The sequence below is a fragment of the Pseudoalteromonas sp. MQS005 genome, from assembly GCF_001661605.1.
In the GTDB taxonomy this organism is placed as follows: Bacteria; Pseudomonadota; Gammaproteobacteria; order Enterobacterales; family Alteromonadaceae; genus Pseudoalteromonas; species Pseudoalteromonas tetraodonis.
Map to the genome: position 1 here is coordinate 25,544 of NZ_LYRQ01000010.1, position 26,495 is coordinate 52,038.

General features: G+C 40.8%; 25 protein-coding genes. 9 read left to right on the forward strand and 16 right to left on the reverse strand.

Going from position 1 to position 26,495, the window contains the following annotated elements; genetic code table 11:
* Nucleotides 1-41: 41 nt before the first annotated feature.
* The 4 genes from A9479_RS05215 to A9479_RS05230 form a co-directional block, all read right to left on the reverse strand.
* Complete coding sequence (locus A9479_RS05215; protein WP_064662879.1) at nucleotides 42-584, reverse strand: PH domain-containing protein; 543 nt, start codon at nucleotides 582-584, stop codon at nucleotides 42-44.
* 77 nt (nucleotides 585-661) lie between these two features.
* The gene (locus A9479_RS05220; protein ID WP_013466086.1) at nucleotides 662-1,279 is read right to left on the reverse strand and encodes a LysE family translocator; all 618 of its coding nucleotides are present in this window, start codon (nucleotides 1,277-1,279) and stop codon (nucleotides 662-664) included.
* A gap of 9 nt (nucleotides 1,280-1,288) precedes the next feature.
* A complete protein-coding gene (locus tag A9479_RS05225; protein ID WP_064662880.1) occupies nucleotides 1,289-1,477 on the reverse strand; it encodes a hypothetical protein in 189 nt (62 codons plus the stop codon).
* Nucleotides 1,478-1,491: 14 nt separating this feature from the next.
* Nucleotides 1,492-1,890 (reverse strand): DUF3224 domain-containing protein, encoded by a 399-nt coding sequence (locus tag A9479_RS05230; protein ID WP_064662881.1) that lies wholly within the window; start codon nucleotides 1,888-1,890, stop codon nucleotides 1,492-1,494.
* 88 nt (nucleotides 1,891-1,978) lie between these two features.
* Between A9479_RS05230 and A9479_RS05235 the strand changes: the two genes are divergently transcribed.
* A complete protein-coding gene (locus A9479_RS05235) occupies nucleotides 1,979-3,757 on the forward strand; it encodes an ABC transporter transmembrane domain-containing protein (protein ID WP_064662882.1) in 1,779 nt (592 codons plus the stop codon).
* 14 nt (nucleotides 3,758-3,771) lie between these two features.
* Here A9479_RS05235 and A9479_RS05240 read toward each other — a convergent pair whose 3' ends face one another.
* Both A9479_RS05240 and A9479_RS05245 read right to left on the reverse strand, forming a co-directional pair.
* Nucleotides 3,772-4,437 carry a hypothetical protein gene (locus A9479_RS05240; RefSeq protein ID WP_016899326.1) on the reverse strand — a complete coding sequence of 222 codons (666 nt, stop codon included), beginning with the start codon at nucleotides 4,435-4,437 and terminating at the stop codon, nucleotides 3,772-3,774.
* Between the two features lie 104 nt (nucleotides 4,438-4,541).
* Nucleotides 4,542-5,174 (reverse strand): OmpA family protein, encoded by a 633-nt coding sequence (locus tag A9479_RS05245; protein ID WP_016899327.1) that lies wholly within the window; start codon nucleotides 5,172-5,174, stop codon nucleotides 4,542-4,544.
* Between the two features lie 184 nt (nucleotides 5,175-5,358).
* Between A9479_RS05245 and chrA the strand changes: the two genes are divergently transcribed.
* Nucleotides 5,359-6,510, forward strand: a complete 1,152-nt coding sequence (chrA, locus tag A9479_RS05250) for a chromate efflux transporter (RefSeq protein WP_024602198.1) — start codon at nucleotides 5,359-5,361, stop codon at nucleotides 6,508-6,510.
* Here chrA and A9479_RS05255 read toward each other — a convergent pair.
* Genes A9479_RS05255 through speA form a run of 4 tightly spaced genes read right to left on the reverse strand, consistent with a single transcriptional unit; the run spans nucleotide 6,470 to nucleotide 11,478 of the window.
* Nucleotides 6,470-7,729, reverse strand: a complete 1,260-nt coding sequence (locus tag A9479_RS05255; protein WP_016899329.1) for a mechanosensitive ion channel family protein — start codon at nucleotides 7,727-7,729, stop codon at nucleotides 6,470-6,472. The genes chrA and A9479_RS05255 overlap by 41 nt on opposite strands.
* Nucleotides 7,726-8,646 (reverse strand): acetyltransferase, encoded by a 921-nt coding sequence (locus tag A9479_RS05260; protein ID WP_013466094.1) that lies wholly within the window; start codon nucleotides 8,644-8,646, stop codon nucleotides 7,726-7,728. Before A9479_RS05260 ends, A9479_RS05255 begins: the two co-directional genes overlap by 4 nt.
* A gap of 18 nt (nucleotides 8,647-8,664) precedes the next feature.
* Nucleotides 8,665-9,537 (reverse strand): acyltransferase, encoded by an 873-nt coding sequence (locus A9479_RS05265; protein ID WP_008109502.1) that lies wholly within the window; start codon nucleotides 9,535-9,537, stop codon nucleotides 8,665-8,667.
* Between the two features lie 60 nt (nucleotides 9,538-9,597).
* The gene (speA, locus tag A9479_RS05270; protein ID WP_064662883.1) at nucleotides 9,598-11,478 is read right to left on the reverse strand and encodes a biosynthetic arginine decarboxylase; all 1,881 of its coding nucleotides are present in this window, start codon (nucleotides 11,476-11,478) and stop codon (nucleotides 9,598-9,600) included.
* Nucleotides 11,479-11,677: 199 nt separating this feature from the next.
* On the opposite strand from speA, the gene speE reads away from it, so the two are divergent.
* Nucleotides 11,678-12,541: a polyamine aminopropyltransferase gene (speE, locus tag A9479_RS05275; RefSeq protein ID WP_064662884.1), complete on the forward strand. Its 864-nt coding sequence runs from the start codon at nucleotides 11,678-11,680 to the stop codon at nucleotides 12,539-12,541.
* 139 nt (nucleotides 12,542-12,680) lie between these two features.
* Nucleotides 12,681-14,723, forward strand: coding sequence for a glycoside hydrolase family 97 protein (locus A9479_RS05280; protein ID WP_064662885.1), 2,043 nt, complete (start codon nucleotides 12,681-12,683; stop codon nucleotides 14,721-14,723).
* 41 nt (nucleotides 14,724-14,764) lie between these two features.
* Here A9479_RS05280 and envZ read toward each other — a convergent pair whose 3' ends face one another.
* Nucleotides 14,765-16,078, reverse strand: coding sequence for a two-component system sensor histidine kinase EnvZ (gene envZ / locus A9479_RS05285; protein ID WP_064662886.1), 1,314 nt, complete (start codon nucleotides 16,076-16,078; stop codon nucleotides 14,765-14,767).
* A 5-nt stretch (nucleotides 16,079-16,083) separates the two neighbouring features.
* Nucleotides 16,084-16,803 (reverse strand): two-component system response regulator OmpR, encoded by a 720-nt coding sequence (ompR, locus tag A9479_RS05290; protein ID WP_013466099.1) that lies wholly within the window; start codon nucleotides 16,801-16,803, stop codon nucleotides 16,084-16,086.
* Nucleotides 16,804-16,986: 183 nt separating this feature from the next.
* Here ompR and greB point away from each other — a divergent pair, with 183 nt between their 5' ends.
* The 4 genes from greB to A9479_RS05310 all read left to right on the forward strand — a co-directional run bounded on the left by greB (nucleotide 16,987) and on the right by A9479_RS05310 (nucleotide 21,017).
* On the forward strand, nucleotides 16,987-17,460 hold the full coding sequence (greB, locus tag A9479_RS05295) for a transcription elongation factor GreB (protein WP_024602196.1): 474 nt from the start codon (nucleotides 16,987-16,989) through the stop codon (nucleotides 17,458-17,460).
* 124 nt (nucleotides 17,461-17,584) lie between these two features.
* Nucleotides 17,585-17,890 (forward strand): hypothetical protein, encoded by a 306-nt coding sequence (locus A9479_RS05300; RefSeq protein ID WP_024602195.1) that lies wholly within the window; start codon nucleotides 17,585-17,587, stop codon nucleotides 17,888-17,890.
* 55 nt (nucleotides 17,891-17,945) lie between these two features.
* A complete protein-coding gene (locus A9479_RS05305; protein ID WP_064662887.1) occupies nucleotides 17,946-18,524 on the forward strand; it encodes a CBS domain-containing protein in 579 nt (192 codons plus the stop codon).
* 168 nt (nucleotides 18,525-18,692) lie between these two features.
* Entirely contained in the window at nucleotides 18,693-21,017 is a 2,325-nt protein-coding gene (locus tag A9479_RS05310; RefSeq protein WP_064662888.1) for a Tex family protein, read from the forward strand.
* A 62-nt stretch (nucleotides 21,018-21,079) separates the two neighbouring features.
* Here A9479_RS05310 and A9479_RS05315 read toward each other — a convergent pair whose 3' ends face one another.
* From A9479_RS05315 to bioH, 3 genes are all read right to left on the reverse strand, one after another.
* On the reverse strand, nucleotides 21,080-21,937 hold the full coding sequence (locus A9479_RS05315; RefSeq protein ID WP_064662889.1) for a putative metalloprotease CJM1_0395 family protein: 858 nt from the start codon (nucleotides 21,935-21,937) through the stop codon (nucleotides 21,080-21,082).
* Between the two features lie 6 nt (nucleotides 21,938-21,943).
* Nucleotides 21,944-22,252, reverse strand: a complete 309-nt coding sequence (locus A9479_RS05320) for a hypothetical protein (protein ID WP_008112879.1) — start codon at nucleotides 22,250-22,252, stop codon at nucleotides 21,944-21,946.
* A gap of 92 nt (nucleotides 22,253-22,344) precedes the next feature.
* Nucleotides 22,345-23,082, reverse strand: coding sequence for a pimeloyl-ACP methyl ester esterase BioH (gene bioH, locus A9479_RS05325; protein ID WP_064662890.1), 738 nt, complete (start codon nucleotides 23,080-23,082; stop codon nucleotides 22,345-22,347).
* Between the two features lie 74 nt (nucleotides 23,083-23,156).
* On the opposite strand from bioH, the gene A9479_RS05330 reads away from it, so the two are divergent.
* Nucleotides 23,157-23,834 (forward strand): ComF family protein, encoded by a 678-nt coding sequence (locus A9479_RS05330; RefSeq protein ID WP_064662891.1) that lies wholly within the window; start codon nucleotides 23,157-23,159, stop codon nucleotides 23,832-23,834.
* Between the two features lie 2 nt (nucleotides 23,835-23,836).
* Here A9479_RS05330 and A9479_RS05335 read toward each other — a convergent pair whose 3' ends face one another.
* Nucleotides 23,837-26,386 carry a M14 metallopeptidase family protein gene (locus tag A9479_RS05335; RefSeq protein WP_197487239.1) on the reverse strand — a complete coding sequence of 850 codons (2,550 nt, stop codon included), beginning with the start codon at nucleotides 26,384-26,386 and terminating at the stop codon, nucleotides 23,837-23,839.
* Nucleotides 26,387-26,495: the final 109 nt, after the last annotated feature.

Genomic DNA, 26,495 nt, shown 5'->3' on the forward strand with positions numbered 1-26,495 from the left:
GGCGATCAACCGATCGCCGAAAATTAATGTATACCTGCGCCTTACTTCCTCTCATCCAACAAGTTGACTAACATTTGCTCGATATTTTTTACGCTGTAGGTAAGCGAGCGGATGAGCTCTACTTGGCTTTGTGGTTCATCGTTATTAGATTGGGCTGGCTGATCTGCAGTGAGGTTATCTTTTTGAGTTAAAATGGCTTCACGAAATTCACTGGCATTAACTACCCCAAGTAACGATACTAATGCACCGTGACCAGACTGCCCTGCAGTTTCAAAGCTTAAGCGGTATAAACCAAATAGTCGCATTAATGGCCCCTGACTTAATCCCACATCAGTGATTTTTTCAAGCGGAATCGATTTTTCTTCTTTAAACAAAATACCGCGTTTAACCACTAGCTTGCGCTCTAGCAAATCGGCCGACATAGCTGCTAATACTCGCCCTGCGACTAGCCACACCAAAAGCAATACAACGGGTAAAAACACAATAGTTACAACTGGAAAAAGGCTAAATATTGCAGCTAAGCACATCCAGTACTGTTTGACTTTGTTATCAAAAGTGGCACTTTTTAAAATTATATTAGACATCGTTTTATCACTTTTAAATTATAGTTTTTTTAAGTTACATTAATTACCAACTGTACGCAATTCAATCACTTTGATAGTTAAAATCCAATTACCACTTTGATCGCAAGCGCAATAAATACCATACCTAATAGTCTGTCTAACCACACATTTTGCTTGGTAAAGCCAAAGCGCTTTTTAGACACATCAGTGAGTAAAGCCACCAATAAATACCACCCAGTATCTATTACAAAAACGGTTAAGCACATAATAATACCGATATTTAATGTAAGGTTTTCTGGATCGATAAACTGCGAAAATAGCGCCAAAAAGAAAATTGCCAACTTAGGGTTTAAAAATGCAATCGCAAAACCATCTTGTAACGCCTTAGAACTGCTCACTGCACTTTTTTGAACTTGCAGCTCGCTGTCGTTAGGTTTTGAAAATAGTATTTTCAAACCTAAATACGCTAAATAGGCTGCCCCTAAGTACACTAAAAATTGATACACAGTAGGAAACTGCAACATCAATGCGCCTAATCCCAATAATGAGGCCGCTGCATATAAACCAACCCCAAAACCATGGCTTAACGCTGCCAGCATGCCATTTTTCATCCCGCCATTTAAGCTATGCTTTAATACCACAGCTAAACTAGGCCCTGGCGACATTGCTCCCATCATGCATACCAGTGCTAAGCTAAACCATAATGATAATGCCATTAGTAACCCTTATATTTCTTCATTTTCAATAAGTAAAATGTAAGCATAAGCTTGACCATATAGTCCTGTTGAGGCGCTAACATTTATTACTTTCCAGCCTTCTTGGTTTAATTGATAAATTCGCTCATTAAGTGCGTCAATATCAATACCACCTCTAAAAAAGCCACGCTGCTTTTTAAATTCTACTATTTTTTGCATTATAAATACCTGCTTTATAGGCTGTATTCAAAATCATAATGGTGAATACCCTGCTCTATTCGTATCGCCATGCTGCCTGTTAATCCTGCGAGCTCATTGGTACCAGAGTCGGGTACGACTTTTAAAATTAAGCTATCTTGGCCTTTGTCCATCAGCCCAAAATGCTGTAATACAAAACCACCTTGCAAACCATCAAGTTCGCCTATTACTTGCTCAATAGCCACATAACCGGCACTGCCTTGGGTGGGGGTCATGGCGCTGAGCATTTCACCTTGGCTAGTTGCGGTTAGGCCACCAGTAAATTGTTTATCAATCGACATACGACCTAAATTAACGCCTTGCTGTCCATGTGCATACCCTTCTATAGGCGCTAATGTAACGGTAAACTCGCCTGTTACCTGTTTAGTTGTCATAATTTTTCCCTATTGATGATTTTTAATACTATTGATTTTTAATCTATTGATGCCATATCTATACCTTAATCATCAATAAGAATCTACTATGCCTACAGACAAGTCTGCTTCAGATAAAGCCGCCTTTAGCGCTTTATTCCCTATATTCAATTTTATTAAGCCTTATAAATGGGTAGTTTTAGGGGCTTTAGTGGCGTTACTGGCCACCGCAGGAGTTAACTTATCGCTAGGGCAAGGCGTTAAATTTGTGATTGATCATGGCTTTATTGCCGGCTCGCAAGCGCAATTACAACAAGCTGTGTTGGTATTAATTGGTTTGATCAGTTTATTGGCAGTGGGTACATTCAGCCGATTTTATTTAATGTCGTGGATTGGCGAACGAGTCAGTAACGACATTCGAAAAGCCGTGTTTAATCGTATTGTTACCTTGCACCCGAGTTACTTTGAAGAAAATCGTAGCGGCGAGCTGATGTCGCGTTTAACCACCGACACCACATTATTACAATCTATTATTGGCTCGTCATTTTCTATGGCACTGCGAAGCTCGCTAATGTTAGTCGGTGGTTTAATTATGCTGCTTGTTACTAATTTAAAGCTTACCTTGGTCGTTGTGGCCTGCGTCCCTTTAGTACTGGTGCCTATGATAGTGTTTGGTAAAAAGGTGCGCAAACTCGCCAGTTCTAGCCAAGATGCTATTGCCGATATAAGCACCTACGCGGGTGAGATCATTCAAAACATAAAAGTGGTACAAAGTTATAGCCACGAACAACTAGAACAATCTGCTTTTGCGCTTGAAACCGAAAAGGCCTTTAATGTGGCTAAAAGCCGAATTAAACAACGTTCGTTTTTAATTGCAGCTGTTATTTTTCTTACCTTTAGTGCTATTAGTGCCATGCTCTGGGTAGGCGGTAGTGATGTGTTAGCAGGCACTATGACGGGCGGTGAACTCGGTGCTTTTGTGTTTTATGCCATTATGGTGGCCATGTCGGTAGCGACCGTTGCAGAAGTTTACGGTGAACTACAACGCGCAGCAGGAGCAGCAGCAAGGTTACTCGAGCTACTTGCGGTTGAAAGTAAAATACAAAATCCCGAAATTCCAAAAGATGATCAGTTACATGCAACAACCAGCAACAGTGCAATTTCACTTGAAAGTATTAGTTTTAATTACCCTTCTCGCCCAGATGTAAGCGCATTAAATAATATCAGCTTAAATATTGAAACAGGTAAAACTGTGGCTATTGTTGGCCCTTCCGGTGCCGGTAAAACCACCTTGTTTGAACTGTTACAGCGTTTTTATGACCCTGCCAGCGGAGCGATTAAGTTTCATAATATAAATATTAAACAGTTGTCATTAAATACCTTGCGTAACAAAATGGGGATGGTGGCACAAAACCCGATTTTATTTAGCTCTGATGTTATGCATAACATTCGCTATGGAAACCCAAGCGCCAGTGACGAGCAAGTTTATACGGCCGCCAAACATGCCCATGCTGATGAATTTATAAAACAGTTACCACAAGGCTATAACAGCTTCTTAGGTGAACAAGGTGTAAGGCTATCGGGTGGGCAAAAGCAGCGTATTGTTCTTGCTCGCGCCATTTTAAAAGACCCAGAAATACTGCTACTTGATGAGGCTACCAGCGCGCTTGATGCGCAAAGCGAGCATCATGTTCAGGCCGCACTTGAACACTTAATGCAAAATAGAACAACGCTGATTATTGCCCATAGACTGGCCACGGTAAAACATGCCGATATGATTGTGGTAATGGAAAATGGCGAAATAAAAGCTACAGGCACTCATCAGCAATTAATGGCAAGTAACCCTTTGTATCAAAAACTATGTGAATTACAGTTTAATCTAGATTAATTGCGCTTTAGTAGTTACTTTTTATGAAGCCATTTATTCATTGCGGTATCGTAAGCCTTTGTTAGCTTGGTTTTATCGCACTTTACACCAACGATATAACTCTCTGGCAAGTCCTTTTTGGGCATAACCCCAGCACCAATAGATACCTTTTTAAAACAGCTATCACCTCGTCGGTAAGTGGTAAATTGCATATTTTGCTGCTCTATTTTTAATAGCGGCTTCACCTTCCCTGCATGCTCTTTTGGGACGGTAATGCGCTTTTTCTGAGGGTCATTCTTTGCAGTATCAGAATAGCCAGTTTGTTGCTGTAAAATACTATTGAGCCCTTTTTTCAGGTCGATCTTTTTATAAGACGTTGCGGTTACAGGGTGGGTGTTTATGGAGGTGGTACTTACCGGCTCAGTCGTCTCCTTTGTTTTTTTATTAGTCGCATTTAGTGGTTTTGATTGGGTTGCATTAACAGGCTTGGTTGGGGTTATTTCTGTATTAACATTTTTATTAGCGCTTTGCTGAGTGGCTTGTTGCGTTACTTTATTTTTGGCAGGCACATTCACCATATACGCTTTAATTGGCGTTAATTGCGGCTGTTTAATTTTAGGGGCTTTTAAGGTAGTTAAAAAAAACAAAACTAACCCATGTAAACATACCGATAAAATAATTGCTGTACGCCAATTTGTCATAAACATGTCCCTATGAAGAACTCCTTATGACAACTAACTTATTTAAAAGTGCCCTTTAAATAAGTACACAAACCGCGCGCAAACGCGGTTTGTAACTACAAAAGCTAACCTTGAGTGTTTGGTACAATTTGAATTTCTACTCGGCGATTTTGCGCACGACCATTCGCTGTGTCGTTGGTCGCTATTGGGCGTGATTCGCCATAGCCACTCGTGCTTACTCGTGCCGCCATAATTTGTTGGTTTACCAAGTAATTTTTTACACTTTGTGCACGCTGCTCTGAAAGAGTCATGTTGTAACTGTCTTTGCCCGTGCTGTCGGTGTGACCTTCAACACTTAAGTAGGTTTTTTCGTATTTATTCATTACACTTGCTATCGCATTTAAAGTGTCATGAAAGCCCGATGAAATATAAGATTGATCAGTCGCAAACGTAATATTAGAGGGCATCACTAAGCGTAAGTTATCGCCTTCACGAACCACTTCAACTCCCGAACCCGCTAACTCATCACGAAAAGCAGCTTCTTGTTTATCCATGTAATCACCTACAGCAGCACCCGCTAGCGCACCAATAGCTGCACCAATAAAAATACGCTTATCTTTATGATTACCTGTAGCTTTACCTAAAATACCACCCGCGGCTGCACCAATAGCGGCACCTTTACCTGTGTTATTCATTTCACAGCCAGAAAGTAATACAGCAACGACAGTGACACTTAAAAGTGATTTAGTTAACATCATGGTAATTTCCTATTCATTTAGAATTTATTATTGCGATTATGCAAATATATGTATGAACCAACAATGAAGAATAACGTATAAGCGTTGATATTGCCTATCAAATAAGGAAGTAGTGATAGCGTTTCATAATAATGTCATACTTGTTTGTGACAATTTTATGATTTATCAAAAGGCGATGGACACTATGTTAATTGCGATTTTTAGGCAGTTTTTTTTGCTTGGCTGCATGAGCTTTGGCGGCCCTGCCGCGCATTTAGGTTACTTTAAGCACCACTTTGTTGATTCGCTTCGCTGGTTAAGTACAGCGCGTTACGCGCAGCTAATTAGCTTAAGTCAAGCTCTGCCAGGCCCTGGTTCAAGTCAGGTTAGCTTTGCTATTGGCGTAGAACGTGCGGGTGTACTCGGTGGTATCGCTGCGTTTATAGGCTTTACCCTGCCTTCGTTTTTGATCATGGTGCTAATTGCAATAAGTGCACATCAGTTTGATGCTGTTTATTTTGCTATTATTGCAGGTTTGAAACTATTTGCCGTGGTTATTGTTGCTGATGCGACCCTTAGTATGGCGAAGAGCTTTTGCACCAGTGCGGTACTTAAACTTCTGGCAATAATGAGTACTTTAGCACTGATTTTATTTCCTATGTTGGGCACTCAAATCGCCATTTTAGTAACCGCTGCCATTATCGGTGCTTTATGGCCTTTACTTAACTTAGCTAAATCTACAGAAAATGTTAGCAGAGAAAAAACCAACATCAATTGGATTGCTCTTGGCTTATTTGCACTACTACTTGCCATCAGCTTTATCCCACTTGGCGAAAACGCTGCGTTATTCGCGCCTTTTTACCAAGCAGGTGCCATGGTATTTGGTGGTGGACACGTTGTATTACCTGTTTTGCAAGCGGGAGTTCCAACGCTGAGTAATGATCAATTCTTAACTGCGTACGCCAGTGCCCAAGCCGTTCCTGGCCCAATGTTTACTATAGCCACCTACTTGGGGGCACAATTGAACTCTGCACAACCATTAGTGGGTGCGCTAATCGCAACATTATTGATATTTTCACCCGGTTTTTTACTGATGCTGGCGTTTCAAAAAAGCTGGATAAACTTGGCCAGTAATCCTCGCTTTGCCAGCTCAATTGCAGCGCTTAATGCTGCTGTAGTTGGCTTTTTGGCAGCTGCATTATATTCGCCCATTTGGACTTCTGCCGTAAGCAATATTTGGCAAATTGCATTAGTGATTGCTGCGTTTGCATGGTTACGTATTAAAAAGCCACCTATTTGGTGGCTATTGTTATTGTTTATTGGTGTTGGCCTTGGACAGCATTATTGGGCACTTTAATGCTGGGTTTACCTGCCATATTGGCTCCGTCAGCTGGGCTTAATTGCCCACTGACACTTTGATAAGCGCGCAGCCCAAACACAGGTAATACGGCCAGTAAATGGTCCATAATTTCAGCTTGTAAGTGCTCGTACGATATCCAACGTTTGTCTTCACTGAAGCAGTAAAACTCAATCGGTAAGCCATGATTAAGCGGTTGTAGTTCACGCACCATAAGTGTGAGCGAGGTATTGATTTTACTGTGTTGTTTTAAGTAACCCTCTGCATAGCGACGAAATAGCCCTAAGTTCGACACCGGATCGGGAAGTGTGCCTAGTCGAATATATTCTTGCAGTGGTATAGCCGCTTCTATTTGCGCTTTAAAATCGTCATCAACTAAAAAGATGCTGTTCATATCAATGTTTAAAGAACGCTTGATGCGTCGCCCACCAGATTCTTGCATACCGCGCCAATTTTTAAATGAACCGGCCACCAGCATATAAGTAGGGATGGTCGTTATGGTGTTATCCCAGTTACGCACTTTTACAGTATTAAGTCCTAAATCAATTACTTCGCCATCGGCGCCGTAGTTATCTACTTGGATCCAATCTCCATAGGTCACCAAACGATTAGCGGCAATTTGAATGCTGGCGACAAAACCTAATATGGTGTCTTTAAATACTAATAAAGTAACAGCGGCAATAGCACCAAAACCAGAAAGAATATAAGTCGGCGATTTTTCAAGCACAATACTAACAATTAATATTGAACACACAATAAAGGTGATCAGCTTAACCACTTGAATTAACCCTTGAATGGGCACTTCGCGGGCAAAATCTAATTGGTTATAAATAGCACCAGCAATGCTTACAATACTGCTAATAATAAAACCAATATAAATAATTAATAATGCTTGGCCAATGGTTTTAAGGATCTCTTGAGCAATTGCATTAACCGGATAAACACTATCAAATGTGGCTAAAAAAAGCACACAGCACAGCAAGCAGGCAATCCGCTTATTCAGCTTAGTTAACATAGGTGACAATGAACCAATACGCTCAGGAGAGAGTTTAGTCACCACCTTTTGAATACCCGGTAACATCAAGCGACGAGTAAATAAGTAAACAAATAATAATGAAAGAATGCCAATTGATGAGGCGGTGATTGCGCTGAGAAAAAAAGCATCGGGGACTTTTTCAAACCAAGGAGTAATTAGCTCCTGTAGGTGTGTTTTGCTCATGGTATTTCAATTTCCTTACTGGGTGTTAATTCAGTACTAGCTTGCTGAATATGAATAGCGCTTAATTGCTTATCTTTTACTGTCCATAAGTTATTTAAGTATTGCTGAAACTGGGCCCTGAATGCCTTATCGGTTTGGTAACTGCCAATCATCTGTGTATTTATTGGCATAACCTCAATAGTAATATGAATAGACTCCAACTCGCCTTTTAAAATATTACGACACACATGATCTGACTGACCGCTATACACTAAACTGGTGTTAAGCATAGCGTCAAACTGCTCGTTTAAAACCTCTAAGGCAAAAGCAGTTCCACCAGCCTTAGGTTTTAATAAATGCTGAAAAGGACTTTGTTGATGCTGGTGCTTTTGCGCAGTAAAACGCGTACCTTCTACAAAGTTAACTATGGTTGTAGGATGATGACGAAAGTTACGGCAACTGCGCTTAGTACGCTCGACATCTAAGCCTTTTAAATTCGGATTTTTAGCCAATTGCGCTTTGGTCACTCGTTTCATAAAGGGCATACCCATCGCCCACGCACCAGTGCCAATAAATGGCACGTATTTAAGCTCATCTTTTAAAAAAAACTTAGGGGCTGGCAATGCATCCAACGAGCTCAATACCGCAATATCAAGCCAGCTAATATGATTACTGATTAGCAAATACCAACTGTTGGCGTTTACCTCCCCACTAATATTAACTTTAATATTATTACAGCCTAACCACAGCCCTAAGCGGTTACCTTTGCACCACCCTTTATACGCACTGTGTAATAATTTACTCACTACAGGTATGGGCAGCACTAATTTAACTAACCCTAGGGTAAGCACTAATGCGCCAAATATTATTAAATTAGCAAATAAAACACAGCCAACAATTAAGCCATTTAACCAATTAGGTAACCATTTTTTTAGCATAACTGTCAGCTCATTTTGTTATTTTTGTTTGAGATTAACCAACGTCTGGTTTTTTTCTTCCCACACGCGGTTTAATTCACTTTGAAAGCGTACTCTAAAGTCAGGATCATTAGTGTAATCACCAATTAAGTCGTCACTAACGCCTTTTACTTCAACATGTACATCAATGTGTTTTACTTTACCGGCTGCAAAATCCATAAAGGTAGGAATGCCCTCAGGGTAATGAATAGTGACATTTACCACTTTAGAAATTTGCTCACCCATGGCTTGCATTACAAACGCCACACCACCCGCTTTCGGTTTAAGTAAGTGAGGAAACGGGCTATTTTGACGCGCATGCTTTTGCGCTGTAAACCGCGTCCCTTCAACAAAGTTAACCACACTGACTGGCATTTCTTTAAATTTTTCACAGGCTTTACGGGTGGTTTCTAAATCTTTACCACGCAATTTAGGATTCTTTTTTAATTGGCTTTTACTGGTACGGGTCATAAAAGGAAAGTCGAGTGCCCACCAACACAAACCTAAAACAGGTACGTAAATAAGCTCTTTTTTCAAAAAGAAGTTCAAAAAAGGTATTTTTCGGTTAAACACCCGCTGTAACACTAAAATATCCACCCAGCTTTGATGGTTCGCAATAACTAGGTACCAATCTTTTAATTTAAGCTCTTCAAGGCCAATAACATTAAGTTTAGTTGGCGTTAATAACGTTTGATTTAACGTGTTGAAGGTCACCCAAATAGAGGCACATTGCTTGGCCGTCCAGCTCATTAATTTTTGTAGTGGTTTGATTGGGATTAACTTAACGATGCCACAAATAAAAATAGGCACAAACCAAAAAAGAGTGTTTATTGTATAAAAGAAAATACTAAATACACTGCGAATAACTGACATTACTTCTATTCCTTTAAACATCGCGCAGCCACTAAGACCGCGCTTAACTATGCAACTAAATTAATCTTCAAAATAGGTGTAGCCCTCAAGCCCTGCATTGAGCTCGGCTAGGTACCCTTCTTTACAGTGTTCTGATACATCAAGTTTATTAATTTGAGTGGCAAAGTTATCAGCTAATAACTCGCTATCATAATCAACAAATTTTAATACATCCTTAACGCTGTCTCCTTTAATGGCATTGGTTAATACATATCCCTGCTCATTAAGCTCAACATGGACTGAGTCGGTATCACCAAATAGGTTATGTAAGTCACCTAAAATCTCTTGGTATGCCCCCACCATAAACATGGCAATATGATACTGCTGACCTTGTGTATATTCAGGGATAGGTAAACTTGTTTCAATACCTGCACCTTCAACGTACTCACGTATTTGCCCGTCAGAATCACAAGTAATGTCTTGGATAATCGCGCGCTGAGTAAGCGGCTGCGTTAGATTTTCGATGGGCATGACCGGAAATAACTGCTGAATACCCCATACATCAGGTAATGACTGAAACAATGAAAAATTCACAAACAGTTTATCGGCTAGCTTTTCGTTTAAATCATCCAGCACTTCGCGATGAGCGCGTGCGTTAACGCTTAACGATGCACGAACTCGGTGTAAAATCGTAAAGTAAAGCTGCTCTATTTTCGCCCACTCTAGCATGCTCACTAAACCATGCACGTATTGATCGTGTGCTTCGCTAAATAAGTGCATAGCATCATGATATATTTCAAGTGCCATACGTGGGTTCAAACGTTGTAAGCATTGCCACATTTCATCTAGCACTAATGCGCTGTTTTCCAATGGCGGTTCTGGGTTTAAATGATTCGGTGCTTTTTCTACATCAATGACATCGGTGATCAACACCGCATGATGAGCCGTTAATGCACGGCCAGATTCGGTAATAATCGCAGGATGCGTTAAGTTATGCTGATCGCACACATCGGCAAATGCATTCACTACATTACGCGCGTATTCTTCGACTGTGTAGTTCATTGAGCAGGCACTACGTGAGCCTGAGCCTTCATAGTCAACGCCAAGCCCGCCACCCACATCAACCGTATTTAGCGGTACACCGTATTGAGTTAATTCAGCAAAATGGCGAGCACATTCGCGCAAGGCACGATGAATATCACGAATATTGGCGATTTGAGAACCAATATGAAAATGCACCATTTGCATTAAATGCAACTTGTTATGTTGCTTAAGTACTTCCACTGCACTGAGTACTTGCCCTGCGGTTAAACCAAACTTACCTTTTTCACCACCGGTATTTTGCCATTTACCTTTGCCAACCGAATTTAAGCGAATACGAATTCCAATAGCCGGTTCAATGCCTAAATTATCAATTTCTTCAAGCAATGTGGTTAGCTCTGAGAGTTTTTCAACCACAATTTTAACGCCGTGTCCCATTGCTTGACCAATACAGGCTAAACGTAAAAACTCACTGTCTTTGTAGCCGTTGCATACAATTGTAATAGGCTCTTTCGCCACCCCTAAAATGGCCATTAGTTCAGGCTTAGAACCGGCTTCAAGTCCCACTAAGCCACTTGGGTGAGCTAATAACTTACTTACAACAGAGCGCTGCTGGTTTACTTTAATAGGATAAACACAGGTGTATTTGCCGTTATATTCGCGGTTAGTGCGCGCTTGAGTAAAGGCATTGGTGAGCGTATCGACACGATTTTTTAAAATATCAGTAAAGCGCACCAGTACGGGCAATGTTAACCCTTGTTGCTTAAATTGCTCAGTAAGCTGACTTAAAGAAATGGCAGGTTTTGTTTGGTCGCCATCCGGATAGGCTATCAACTCACCTTGTGCGTTAATATCAAAATAACCATCGCTCCAATGAGCAACATTGTATGTAGCACGTGCTGTTTCTAAACCCCAAGTCATGGCAACTCTTCTTTATTAAATTAGGTGTAAAGGGGCATTTTAATACGTCACTATCTGCTAAGCTAACAAAAATTGAACTTTCCCCTCTTTATAGCTAACTTTATTCGCTAAAGAGAGTAAAATTTGATTGAGCAATAGGCCAAGCACTGGCAGAATTGCCTCCTTTTTTTCATACTCAACCAAAAGTGTAACAACAACTATGGCAAATTTAGATCAAAGTAAGTGGTTTACTGAAATTAGCGACCGCGATGGCAGCGCATTTTCATTACGTATTAACAAAAAGTTAGATGAAAAACAGTCTCCTTTTCAAAAAGTAGAAATGTTTGAAACCACAGACTTTGGTAATTTAATGATCATTGATGGTTGTACTATGGTAAGTAGCCGTGAAAACTTTTTTTACCACGAAATGATCAGCCACCCAGCATTACTGGCGCATCCAAACCCAAAAAACGTAGTTATTATTGGTGGCGGCGATTGCGGTACATTACGTGAAGTGCTCAAGCACCCAAGTGTAGAAACTGTAACTCAAATAGATATTGACGAAGTGGTTACCCAAATGTCGTTAAAGTACTTCCCAGAGTTATGTGAATCAAATAATGACCCACGTGCTACTGTGATGTTTGACGATGGCATTAAATACATGCGCGAAGCAGCTGGTGAGTCTATTGATGTAGTGATTGTTGATGGTACTGATCCGGTAGGCCCAGGTGAAGGTTTATTTAACCATGCGTTTTATACTAGCTGTTTAAACGCACTTCGTCCTGGTGGAATACTAGTACAACAAAGTGAATCGCCATTAATGCATATGCCACTGTTGGTTGAAATGCGCGAAGCTATGCTAAGTGTTGGTTTTAACGATTTACAAACACTCCCATTCCCACAACCTATTTACCCAAGTGGGTTATGGTCAGTGACGCTAGCTCGCAAATCTGAGGCTTTTAATGGCTTTAGAGAAGACGGCGCAGCAATAATTGCACAGCATAGTGAATACTACAATGGCGGCATTCATCACGGTGCACTCGCAACACCTAATTACATGAAACGCGCTTTTGATAAAAAATAATAAGTTATAAATACAAAACAGGGCTCGCTAGAGCCCTTTTTTATGTGTTTAATTACATTGAATACGTTTGCAGTCATCTCGTAATAACCCCACCTTCACTTTATGCTCATAGTCTACAATTTGACATAAAGGACACACAATGAGATTACCTTTACTGCTAGTTGCTTTACTTTCAAGCAGCGCTTTTGCAAAAGAAGCCATGCTGGAATCGCCAGATCAAAAAATTAAAATCACCATATCTGATCAATCTTCATCTCCTTACTATTCTATTAGCTTTAATGGTAAACCTGTTATTACGCAGTCACATTTAGGTTTTAGATTTAAAAGCCAAGCGCCATTTGATGAAGGTTTTGTTATTAGTGAAGTAACTCGCTCACAAACCGATAGTCAATGGCAGCAACCTTGGGGAGAGCGTCAAACCGTTGTCGACAAGCACAATGAAATTGCCGTTACCTTTAATAAACCCGCACCCCACGGTGGCACATACACAGTGCGATTTAAAGCCTTTGATAGCGGTGTGGGATTTCGCTATGAAGTCCCTAAACAAGCCGGTTTTGAAAAAACAGAAATTACTAAAGAGCTGACCGAGTTTGCCATCGCCGGTGCCGATAAAGCCACTGCATGGTGGATACCTGCTCGCGGTTGGAATCGTTACGAATATGTCTACAACACCACAGCCTTACAAGATGCTGCATTCGCTCACACCCCTTTTACCTTTAAAAATGGTAACGGTGTACATATCAGCATTCATGAAGCAGCCCTAGTCGATTATGCGGGCATGGTGCTTAACCAACGTCGCCCAGGCACTTTTAGCGCCGATTTAACGCCATGGTCAGATGGTATAGCAGTCAAAAAGCACGGTGAATTTAATACACCTTGGCGCACCATTCAAATTGGCGAACATGCGGTAGACTTAGTTAATTCAGATATTATTTTAAATCTAAATGAGCCAAATAAGCTCGGTGATGTATCGTGGGTTAAACCAGGCAAATACGTAGGTATTTGGTGGGGCATGCACATCAATGAGAATACTTGGGGTAGTGGCGAAAAACACGGTGCCACCACAAAAAATACTAAATACTACATGGACTTTGCCGCAAAATACGGCTTTGATGGTGTATTAGTTGAAGGTTGGAACACTGGTTGGGATGGCGACTGGTTTTTTAATGGCGATGTATTTAGCTTTACCCAAGCATATGATGACTTTGATATTGAGGAGCTTACCCGCTACGGTAAGCAAAAAGGGGTGCAGTTAATTGGCCACCATGAAACCTCAGGTAACGTAACAAATTATCGTAATCAAATGGAAGACGCTTTTGCGCTTTACGAGCAATCAAATGTAAGCCAAATTAAAACCGGTTATGTAGCCGATGGTGGCAATATTAAACGCATTGATGAAAACGGCATTGCCCGTTTTGAGTGGCATGACGGCCAATTTATGGTTAATGAGTACTTATACAACGTTAAGCTAGCTGCAAAACATAAAATAAGTATTAATACTCATGAGCCAATAAAAGACACCGGCCTTCGCCGTACTTACCCTAATTGGATTGCTCGTGAAGGCGCTCGCGGCCAAGAATTTAACGCATGGGGCACGCCACCCAATCCACCAGAGCACATTCCAATGCTTGCTTTTACGCGTATGCTGGCAGGCCCAATGGACTTTACGCCAGGTATTTTTGATATGAGCTTTAATGGCTTAGGTGGCGATACAAATCGCCCGCAAACAACACTTGCAAAGCAATTAGCACTTTATGTTGTAATGTACAGCCCAATTCAAATGGCGGCTGATTTACCTAAAAATTATTTAGCTAAGCCCGATGCTTTTCAATTTATTCAAGACGTACCGACCGATTGGCAACAAAGTATTGCGCTTGATGGAGAAGTAGGCGACTTTATTGTATTTGCACGAAAAGAACGTAAACGCGATCAGTACACTGGTAATGACTGGTACTTAGGCGCTGTAACTGATGAAAACGCCCGCACCATTGAGGTTAAACTCGACTTCTTAGATAAAGATAAACAGTTTGAAGCGCAAATCTACAAAGATGGTGATAAGGCAGAGTGGAAGAACAACCCTTACGATTTAAAAATCGAAAAACGCACTGTTACCGCAAATGATAAACTCACACTAAAATTGGCCACCAGTGGTGGTACAGCCATTCGTTTTAAAGCACTATAAAATGGTTAAAGCTATCCGCATATAACGGCGGATAGCTTTATTTAGTTTTGATTAACCACTTTAACTGGCAAATATATTTGCGCACTTAAACCACCTTCAGGGCGATTAGAGAGCACAACCTTGCCATTATGCATGTCTATAATGCGTTTAATAATAGCTAAGCCTAAACCACTGCCTTCACTGCCTCGTGCAGCGTCACCTTGCTTAAATGGTTCGAACACTGATTCTAATTCACTCTCAGGAATACCTGGGCCATTATCGTTAACCGCAATAATGACGTACTTTTTATTGCTATTAAAATAACTTTGCACCTCAATATCCCCTTGCGAGTAACGCAGTGCATTTTCAATCATATTCGTCACTACTCGCTTAATAGCAACTGAGCTCATGGGAATATTACCTAGGTTAGGATTGCTTTCAAACGTGATAACACGTTGATGCTTTAATTCACTTTGTACGACTTCGGCTACCAACGCATTGATATCTTCATAGCTTTGTTCTTCACGTTTATGATGGCGTAAATATTCAATAAACTGATCAATAATGCCATTCATATCTTCAATGTCGTAAATAATACCTTCGCGTAAATAATCATCTTCATCAACCATCATTTCTGTGGCTAACCGAATACGGGTAAGCGGTGTGCGTAAGTCGTGAGAGACACCGGCCATGAGTAATCGACGATCATTTTCAAGGGCTGCAATACCTCGCGACATTTGGTTAAAAGCCCGCGTTACCTCAATAACTTCACTTGAGCCTTGTTCTTGTAACTTAGTACTAAAATCACCAACGCCTACTTTTATTGCCGCTTGTTGCAGTGCTTTTAATGGTCGGTTCAAATGTCTTGCAAATAGCCACCCGCCTAATACACTTAAAAAGCCTATACTGGATAAGTAAAAAGTTAAAAATTCAAGATTACTTTCTTTAAATCCGGTTAAGGGAACTTTAACCCAATAGCCCGGTGCTTGCGGGGCTTCCACCCAATAAATAAGTGGATCGGTTTGACTAATGCGTACCCGAGAAAACCCATTCAACTGCTCTGACATACTTCGCGATAGCCCTGAATACTCACGACTTTGCCCTAAGCCATTGCGCATCGCTTCACGCTGAGTCATCACCTCAATACCGGTTATTTCAAAAAACTTTTCTGAAACTTCATCGGTTACTTCAACACCATCTTCCCAGTCAATAAATACAGTTTTAATTTGCTTAGCGAGCATCAAATTAACTTGCTCAATAGTGGGTTTAACAACATATAAACTTACTGTGACGTAGGATACAATTTGGTTAATCAGCAACAAAGCTGCTACTAAAAAAACAGTTTGCCCAAACGCACTACGTGGAAACATCCCCATAATTATTACTTTTCACCATCAGGAACAAACACATAACCTAATCCCCATACAGTTTGAATATAACGCGGGTTAGCCGCATCCACTTCAATCATACGGCGAAGGCGTGACACTTGCACATCAATACTACGCTCTAGCGCACTGTAATCACGACCTCTTGCCAAGTTCATTAATTTATCACGACTTAACGGCTCTCGAGGATGAGATACCAACGCTTTTAATACGGCAAATTCACCACTTGTGAGTGATACGGTATTATCCCCTTCGCTCATTTCTCGTGTGGCTAAATTTAAGGTAAATTTACCAAACTTGATTAAATTCTCTTCTGCTGAGGGCGCCCCTGGCACTTCTTTTGATTGGCGGCGTAATATTGCTTTTATGCGGGCAAGTAACTCACGTGGATTAAACGGTTTAGGAATATAATCGTCAGCACCGAGCTCCAAACCAATAATGCGGTCTACTTCATCACCTTTAGCGGTCAACATCACAATTGGGATTTGGTTTTCTTTTTGACGTAACCGTCTGCAAATAGAGAGCCCGTCTTCTCCAGGCAGCATTAAATCAAGCACCATTAAGTGAAAGTTTTCACGCTCAATAAGCCTATCCATTTGCTGTGAATCGGCGGCTGTTCTAACAATAAATCCTTGCTCTACTAAATAGCGCTCAAGCAAACTGCGCAAACGTTTATCGTCATCAACCACTAATACTTTTACTGTCTCTTGTCCCATAATCTGTTGCTTATTTTTATAATTTATTAATAGTTAATATAAATGAAAAACTTAATAATAAAAAACTAATTAAGTGCTTAGATTGTTACTGAACATTTCAAACCCATTGGTGGCTATTTTATCTCGACAAGCTGCCTTTATTTTAATACCGTGCCACACATGAAAATTAAACAAGAACACGGCGTGAAAACAAACTTAATTACTCGCGAAGGTTATTTACAACTTCAGCAAGAACATGACCATCTTTGGAATGTAAAGCGCCCAGAAGTCACTAAAATTGTGAGTTGGGCTGCAAGCCTTGGTGATCGCTCTGAAAATGCAGACTATCAGTATAACAAGCGTCTATTACGCCAAATAGACCGCCGAGTGCGCTATCTACGTAAGCGCATCCCCGATTTAAAAATTGTTGATTACTCACCCGTACAAGACGGCAAAGTTTTTTTTGGTGCTTGGGTTGAAATAGAAAACGAGGCTGGGGAGTGTAAAAAGTTTAGAATTGTCGGTCCCGATGAAATTTATGATCGTAACGATTACATTTCTATTGACTCACCGATGGCGCGAGCACTATTAAAAAAACAAGTAGACGATGATTTTGAGGTCATGACCCCTCAAGGTGCTAAGCAATGGTATGTAAATAATATTTCCTACCAAAAATAAAACGGCTTAGTTTTGATTCAGATCATATTAACTTTTTATTGTTTATATTATCTGAGTAAGCTATAACTAAAGTAACTCAAGTTATGATGTATTAATTTGAGAGTAGTTAATTAAGGTCGTCACTATGTCAAACATTACAGCGCGCATATTACAAAATGCCCTATTGTTTACACTCTTTATGAGTGTAAGTTTGACATTGCATGCAACACCCAAAAATACGCAAATTGATGCTGGTTTTACACCTGCAGAATTTATTGTTTGCGACTCTCCTGACCAAGCAAACCTCGACACCGATATAGACTCTCATGTCGGTGTTATTGCGCTTAGAGAAATTCAACCACTTCCTTTAGCGTTTTACTTTCATTATGAAAGCAGCCTTTTAGTCACACCCTACAGCCATGCACACCCGCGAGCGCCACCCGTTATTTAGTTTAATAACTTGCTTTTAAACATTATTAAATTTTATAACTAATTAGGTGGATATTATGTCTAACTTTAAAGAACTCCGTACCCAAGATATTTCGCATGGCACTATTGCGAATACATTTACTAATGAAACTGTCATTGATTTAACTTCACCTGCTACACAAGTGGTGACTAGTTTTACTGATACAAGCCCGATGCGTGCATCGTTTGATACAACAATTGAACAAGCGTCAAAACAGTTAACGACTCAACGCTCTGATTTTATTTTGGTGACTGATGAGCAGCAAAAGCTAGTAGGTATAGTGGCGAGTGCTGATTTACAAAGCTCAAAAATCATGATTTTAGCACAGCGTTTAGGCTTGCCTCGTAGTGAAATTAGCTTGCGCTATTTAATGACACCGCTAAGTAATTTAATGGGTGTAAGTATGAAAAGCTTAAGCTACTCATGCATTGGTGATGCACTGCAAACTATGGAACATCATGGCGCTATGTTTTTATTAGTCACTGCGGCTAATAATGAAATAAGTGGTTTAATTTCAGCACGCGATATAGCACGTAAGCTGCAAATTCCTGTTCATATTAGTCCAATAGCGCACACATTTAGTGAAGTACTCGAAAGTATAGAGCACCCTCACTAAATCAGCTTTTTATTAGTATAGTTCCAACCTCAGTAATGGCATCTTAAAGCAAGTAAAATAGCTTGCTTTAAGAGCTTTTTATTACCTTCCCCTGTGATATTATTCAAGACATTGACGCATCAGTTAACTTCTTAGCTGGTCTTATTTTTTGTATTAAAAGGTTTTTGCATGAGCGATATCTCTGCACGTTTAGCAACTGAGCTAAATGCACAGCAGCAACAAGTGGTTGCAGCAACAAAGTTACTTGATGAAGGCGCAACCGTCCCCTTTATTGCCCGTTACAGAAAAGAAGTGACCGGTGGATTAGATGACACCCAACTACGCCTTCTAGAACAACGTTTGTCTTATTTACGTGAACTTGAAGAACGTCGTGGCTTTATTCTATCGACGATAGAATCTCAAAATAAGCTTACCGGGGAATTAGCAGCTGATATAAAAGCAGCGCAAAGTAAAACCGAGCTTGAAGATTTATACTTGCCTTATAAGGCAAAGCGTCGCACTAAAGGTCAAATCGCTATTGAGGCCGGTTTAGAACCTCTTGCTAATGCGTTATTTAACGACCCAATGCTCGACCCAGAAGCTGAAGCCGCTGACTATATTAATGCCGATAAAGCCATTATTGATACAAAAGCAGCCCTTGATGGTGCCAAATTTATTCTAATGGAGCGTTTTGCTGAAGACGCTAAATTACTCGCTAAGTTTAGAAGCCATATTAGTCAAAATGGGGCGATTGAGAGTAAGTTAATTGATGGGCAAGAACAAGCAGGTGCTAAATACAGAGACTACTTTGAACATCAAGAGCCGTTAAAAAAAGTGCCCTCGCACCGTGCATTAGCCATGCTAAGAGCACGTAATGAAGGCATTTTACAGTTAACGATTAACCCTGAGCCAAGTGCTGAAAATCCAGCCCAGTTATGTGCCCAAATGATCAGTGATCATTACCGCCTAGATATTAAAAACAAACCTGCTAGTGCATGGTTATTAACTGTGGTGCAGTGGGCATGGAAAATTAAGCTTGGGCTACACTTAGAAAACGAGTTTTTAGCCGCAATGCGTGAAAAAGCCGAAACCGGTGCTATAGACGTATTTGCTAAAAATTTAAAAGATTTATTAATGGCAGCGCCTGCAGGCCCTCGCACGACACTTGGTTTAGATCCCGGCTTGCGTACTGGTTGTAAAATTGCGGTAGTCGATAGCACAGGAAAACTGCTCGCTACACAAACAATCTTCCCACATGCACCGCAAAATCATTGGGATAAATCACTGCGTACGCTCGAGCAATTATGTCGCCAACATAAAGTTGAGCTTATTGCGATTGGTAACGGCACTGCTTCTCGCGAATCAGATAAACTGGTTGGCGAACTTATCAAAGCCAATGCCGAGCTTAAACTGAATAAAATTATGGTCAGTGAAGCCGGCGCTTCGGTGTATTCTGCGTCTGAATTTGCCGCTAATGAGTTCCCAGATTTAGATGTATCTTTACGCGGTGCAGTATCTATTGCACGTCGCCTCCAAGATCCATTAGCTGAACTAGTTAAAATAGAGCCTAAGTCTATCGGTGTAGGCCAATATCAACACGATGTATCACAAAGCCAACTTGGGCAAAGCCTAATTTCTGTAGTAGAAGACTGTGTAAACAGTGTTGGGGTTGATTTAAATATGGCCTCAGTGCCTTTGCTTGCACGTGTTTCTGGCTTAAACAAAACGTTGGCTCAAAACATTGTAAACTACCGTGACACGAATGGGTCATTTACAAAACGTAGTCAGTTGAAAAAAGTAGAACGCTTAGGGCCAAAAGCATTCGAACAAGCGGCCGGGTTTTTACGCATTAATAATGGCAGCGATCCGCTAGATAACTCATCAGTTCACCCTGAAGCATACCCAATCGTTAAGCGTATTTGTGAACATAATCAGGTAGACGTAAATAACTTAATTGGTAACAGTGAATTTTTAAGTAAACTCGCTGCAAACGACTATATTGACGATAAATTTGGCTTACCAACCGTGACTGACATTATTAGCGAGCTTGATAAACCAGGTCGCGATCCACGTCCTGAATTCAAAACCGCGGAGTTTAAAGCCGGTGTTGAAAAAATTAGTGACCTTAAGCCTGGTATGATTTTAGAAGGTGTGGTTTCTAACGTTGCTAATTTTGGTGCATTTGTTGATGTGGGTGTTCATCAAGATGGACTCGTGCATATTTCAGCTATTACTAACAAGTTTATTTCAGACCCACGCGAAGTGGTTAAAGCAGGTGACATTGTTAAAGTAAAAGTGGTTGAAGTCGATGCTGCCCGTAAACGCATTAGTTTTACTATGCGCCTAGATGACGACATAGACACCAGCAATAAAGCAGCAGCTGAAGCACCGCAAAAGCCTCGCAGCAATAATACAAACCAAGCACGAGCGCCTAAGCCTAAACGCGATACAGGCAATGCGATGATGGGGAATGCCTTTGCTGACGCCTTTGCTAACGCAAAAGTGAAAAAGTAATTTAAACGATATATTTAAAAATAAAAAAACCGCCTAGGCGGTTTTTTTTTATTTTTAATCAGCTAAATTTGCGCTGAAAATTCACTCTGAATCGCGGGGGATGAGGCCAGTTGATAAAAGCTAGCAATGCGTCCTGCACGCGCTTCAACTTCAATATCACGCGATTGTTCTTCGCTTTTAGCGGTTTTTACTTCTGAACTTTCACTATTAGAAAACGAGGCACTGACTCTGCTTTTATCTTCGCTGCTGTCTTCGTCATCAGCTGAAGCTAACTCAGCTTGTGCTGCAGCCATTTTCTGTGTGGCGTCTGCCGCAATCGCTCTGTCGGCACCTGAGGGTTCTGCTGGTGCTAGTGCAGCAGCACGTACCGTTTGCATTTTATCGATGGTTGCTTGCGGATCGCCATTGATAATCCCAACATCAATCGGTACTTCACCACCTACAGCATAATTAGTGCCATCGGGGCCTCTTTGGTATTCGTAACTGGGTGAACCGGCATATTGTCCACCAACAGCGGCATGCGCTTGCTCGTGGGTTCGCACTTCGGTATCGCGAGCTTTTAGCTCTTTAATTTGTTGCTGTTCTTGCTCAAGTTGAAGCTCTTCTTGCTCATTAACTTCTTCGGCAGCTTGCTGTTTTTCTTGCTCGGCATCATCTTGATCACTATCAGCATTGCCTTCGCGTTGTTCAATAGTTTTGTTGTCTGCAATTTTGCCGCTTGCAGTATAAGTTGAACTATCGCTGTTACCAGGTAGTTTGGCTTTTTCTGCATCACTTTGAGCTTTGTTTTCAGTACTACCGGCGGTGTTTGCAGCGGCTGGGGGAATGACTTCACGTAACTGATTGTCACGCCGAGCAGTCTCCGTATAAACATTTGCAGTGTTTATATTGATAGACGGAAACGGCGTGACGATATTCATGAGGAATTACACTTTAATATCAACTAAAGTGCCTAGTACATCATCTGCAGTTTGAATTGATTGCGTGTTAGCCTTGGCATTAAACTCTTCAACTTTTAAGTTTACTAATGCATCATCAATTCGTGCAGGTTGGGATACCGGCGCGGTTACGGCTTCTTCAGGGCGAGCAGCCGTTAATTGACGTTGCTGCGCTAATTGAGAATCATCTTGCTGCTCTATGCTGGCACGGTTAATCTCAGCGCTGGCCTTTTCAATACCTTGGCTGGCTCTATTAAACCCTTCAACACCGCTATTAAATACAGATCCAATCGGCATAATAATAAACCTCCACCAAATAAATATTGTTTAATTATCGCTCAAAAATCACGCAAAATAAAGCTTTAAACCGCTGTATTCATGGCTTTGCTTCAAAGCATTGATTTAACGGCAGATAAAAATTCTTTTTTATGAGAAATAAATGGCGCATGGGATGCTTTGTCTATCACTTCGTACTCAAAGCCAGAATTAAGTGCGACCATTTTTTCAATTGCTCGATAAGGAACGAGAGAGTCTAAACGCCCAAAAATTCCACTAATCGCGACGGGACAGTGAGAAAATAATTCACGTAAGTCTTCACTTTGCAGTATATCTAACCCCGCACTTAATGCTTGGTTACTCGGCGGCGGTGACTGACTCAATAGTTGTTTTAGCTGTTTTACATCATCTCGCGCCGACTCACTGCCCATCGCTTGAATTGCTAAAAAGCGCTCTATCGTTTTTGAACGCTCTTGCAATAGCTGTTCTTTAAACTGTGTGAGCACTTTAGGTTTAATACCTTCCCAGGGCAATTGCTCTACAAAAAAAGGAGTAGAGGCAACTAAAATAACTTTTGACACTTTTTCTGGCCAATGTTTGGCAATATAAATGGCAAACAAACCGCCTAAAGACCATCCCATCAAAACAGATTTTGGTTTTAATTGCTGACTCACCAACTGAGCTGCATCATGCAAAGTATACGGTTCCAAAGAGACATCATGAGCACCGTAACCAGGTAAGTCTAAACTACGTACCTTACCAGAATATAAAAATTCTAATTCTGGTTTTATTAACTGCCACACGCCTTGGTTCATTCCCCAACCATGCAACAACACACATTCATTTTGCATATTTGCCTAACCTTAACCAAACTTAAATCTATGATAGCGTTTTAGGGGGAGTTTGTAATGAGGAGAATCAGCGAATGAAACTTAGCCTAACTGATTGGCTGTTTCCCTCGTATTGCGTGTTGTGCCAAAATCAGGTACATAGCTCACTGGGACTATGTCAGTTTTGTTTAGATGACCTGCCTTTGCTAGATTTGGCTGAGTATGACAATTTATTTTACCGCCCAGATATTGTAGAAATGTTTCCTAACTGCAGCTTTGAGAAACTATTTGCCTGCGCTTTTTATCAACCCCCTTTTGATTTATGGCTAAAACAACTCAAATTTAATAATCAAATTCATTACAAAAAAGCACTGCAGCAAGTCATCAAAAAACAACTTACTATTTTTACTAATAAACAGCATTTAGCTGCTGCTGTATTTATTATTTTACCTTTGCACAAGTCGCGTTTTTTTAGTCGAGGATTTAATCAGGTTACCCAAGTATGGCAGCCTTGTTTGTCATCCTTTAAGGTCTTGAATAATGTTTTAATACGCAATAAAAACACCTCGGCACAGTCACAACTGAGCAAAACAAAGCGGATAAAAAATTTACAGCAGGCTTTTTCATGTACTGCCAATTTAGAGGGTAAAACGGTGGTCATTATTGATGATATTATGACCACCGGTGCAACACTCAATGCAGCCACCTTGTCGCTAAAAGAAGCGGGCGCTAAACAAGTCTGGGCATTTACGACCTGTTTAACGCCACTTTAGATTTAGTTACCACTGACGCGAAAGGTATGCCCGAAAAATAAAGCGTTACTTAATAATCGGCTGGTGCCATACCAGTAACCTCTAAATACAGGGTTGTCTGTCATCGCAATCACACTACCTCGACCATAAGAGTGAGCCATTAGCGCAGCACCGCCGGCCACTTGCTCTACATTAACTGCATCAGTAAAACCAGCAAGTAACGGCTGTTGTGTATAGGTGAGTATATTTACAAACGGCGCTTGCGAGGCTTCAAGTAACCAGGTACTGTTTTTAAATACTGGCAGAGTGTCACGCTTAAATGAAAACGTCAGTGGGTGCGTAGTATCTACATAAGTATTAAATATAGCGCCTGCAATACGCTGGCGACCCGCTAGATGGTCTTTGTCTGCATATTTTAAACCTTGAGTATCAAATGCGCTGGCAACATCTTTACGTGATAAGTAGTTTGCTTTTAATAACTGCTGATCAGCTAAGAACTTTGCCCCGCCTTTATGACCCCAAATAACGCCGCCTTTTCTCACCCAGCTTTTAATTGCCACTTTGTCGGTATCAGATAACGTCGAATAATCGCCATGCGCCAAAACAATATGGCTGTAATTACTGAGCTCTAAAGACGCTAAACGGTTCATTTCAACAATGGTAGGCGCTACGCCTACAAAGCGATCTAGGTAATACCACACTTCACCTGCTTCATATTGGCTAACCCCTTTACCGCCAACTAATAACACCTTAGGCGCAGAAACAACCGCCATAGAGCGCGAGCCTAAGTCGGCACCTTTACTGGTTAAGCCTGTGGTAATTGGCTTAATTTCAATATCAAATTGGCTTTGTGCTTGATTTAGCTTTGCCACCCAATCAGTCTCTGTTTGCAGTCCTGCAGGGATAATAATACTGCCAGCATCAAAATTTATTTCATTACTTGTTGATGTTGCGGTTAATGGCTTTAATGCAACACGCGCTTTAATGCCTTGCTGTAATAAACTATTGAGCATTTTTGGGGCAAGCATGTCGTCCCAAGCAAATCCGTAGGCATAGTTTTTAGTTAGCGGCGTTAAAACAGGCTGTTTTGCTTTTTGCCAAGCCGTAGTATCAACCTCTAATCCCCAGCGGCTGTTTACTTTAGCAAATGGTAAATTAAACGCATGCGCTAATGTCCAACCTGATACATCGTAAAAAGTGTTATCGGCAAAGTTTTGCTGTTCACTAAAAATAGCTTTAACTAATCGGTATTGTGGTTGCGCAAGCGGCACAAAATAGCTATTAGCGGTAAAGTTTTTACCTTCAGCTTTTAGTCCCTCTTTAACTGGATAAGCATTAATTTGGTGCTGTTTAAGTATGCTTAAAAAATCGTTAGTACGTGTTTTGTCTTCCCCACCTTGAACAATATAACCTTGATAGTCTTCATCTTTGGCAAGCTCAACCGCTTTGTTATAAAAGTTAGCCTGATACTCAAGTAAAGCTTGGCGGTTATCAATCGCCGCTTTAAACGTTGATAAGCTCGTTAAAAGTTGGTTTTTAATCGTAAACGCAAAAGTTAGCGGGCCATTGATCGTTTCTTGAATATGGCCACGAGAACTTGCTTGTTCAAATAAAATACCGACACCACCATTTACATCAGGGTAAGTTGAACCTTTGCCATAATAAAAGTCATCAAAGCTTTCTTCTGTAAAATACAGTGCGTTGTTTTCATCTAAAGTTTTTGCATGATAATTTGCAATTGCTTTTGTTAAGCTCACATTTTCTTCAGGGGTAATGGGGTGTTTACGACTTGGGATCCCTGGTTGAAAAAAGTAGCTACTGTTTGGTCCCATTTCATGAAAGTCAGTTAAAATATTAGGTTTCCAATAATGAAACTTGGCTATACGCGCTCGCGACTCAGGGTGCTGCAGTAAAAGCCAATCACGATTTAAATCAAACCAGTAATGATTGGTACGGCTACTTGGCCAGCTCTCTACATGCTCACGCGTTTGCGGATCTGACGATAAGTTCATTCCACGATTACTATTAGCCCAATTAGCAAAACGTGCTAAGCCGTCTGGGTTAAGCGACGGGTCGAGTAAAATCACCGTGTTGTTAAGTAGCTCATTTATTTCATCACCTTGCGCGGCTGCTAAATAATAAGCCACTAGCAAGGCAGCATTACTCCCTGACGATTCGTTACCATGAACGCTATAACCCATCCACACAACGCTTGGCTGCTCTGCTAATTTATTGTTTGAGTTATTTAGGCGAGCTAAGTGTGCTTGGCGAGTTTGTTCTATATTTTTTAGTTTGTTAGCTGCGGTAATAGTGAGCATAACTAGTGGGCGCTGCTCGTGGGTACGACCTATTACTTCAAAATTAACTCGATCGCTTTTTTGAGCCAAAATTTCCATATAGCGTACAAGCTGATCATGCCTTACATGCCATTCACCCACTTGATAACCAAGTACTTTTTCAGGTGTTGGAATGCTGGGATCAAATTCAACCTGTTGCTCAAAATAATACGACAGGGGCTTTGCCACACTTGAAAAACTGGCTAGTATCACCATTACTGTTAATATAAACCGCATATAAATCACTCTAAAAATGTTTGTTAATTGCACGCTACCATTGCTTAAAATAGATGCCAACTTTTTACGTTCAACACTAGCCGCAACACGATGAGCGGAGTATGATATG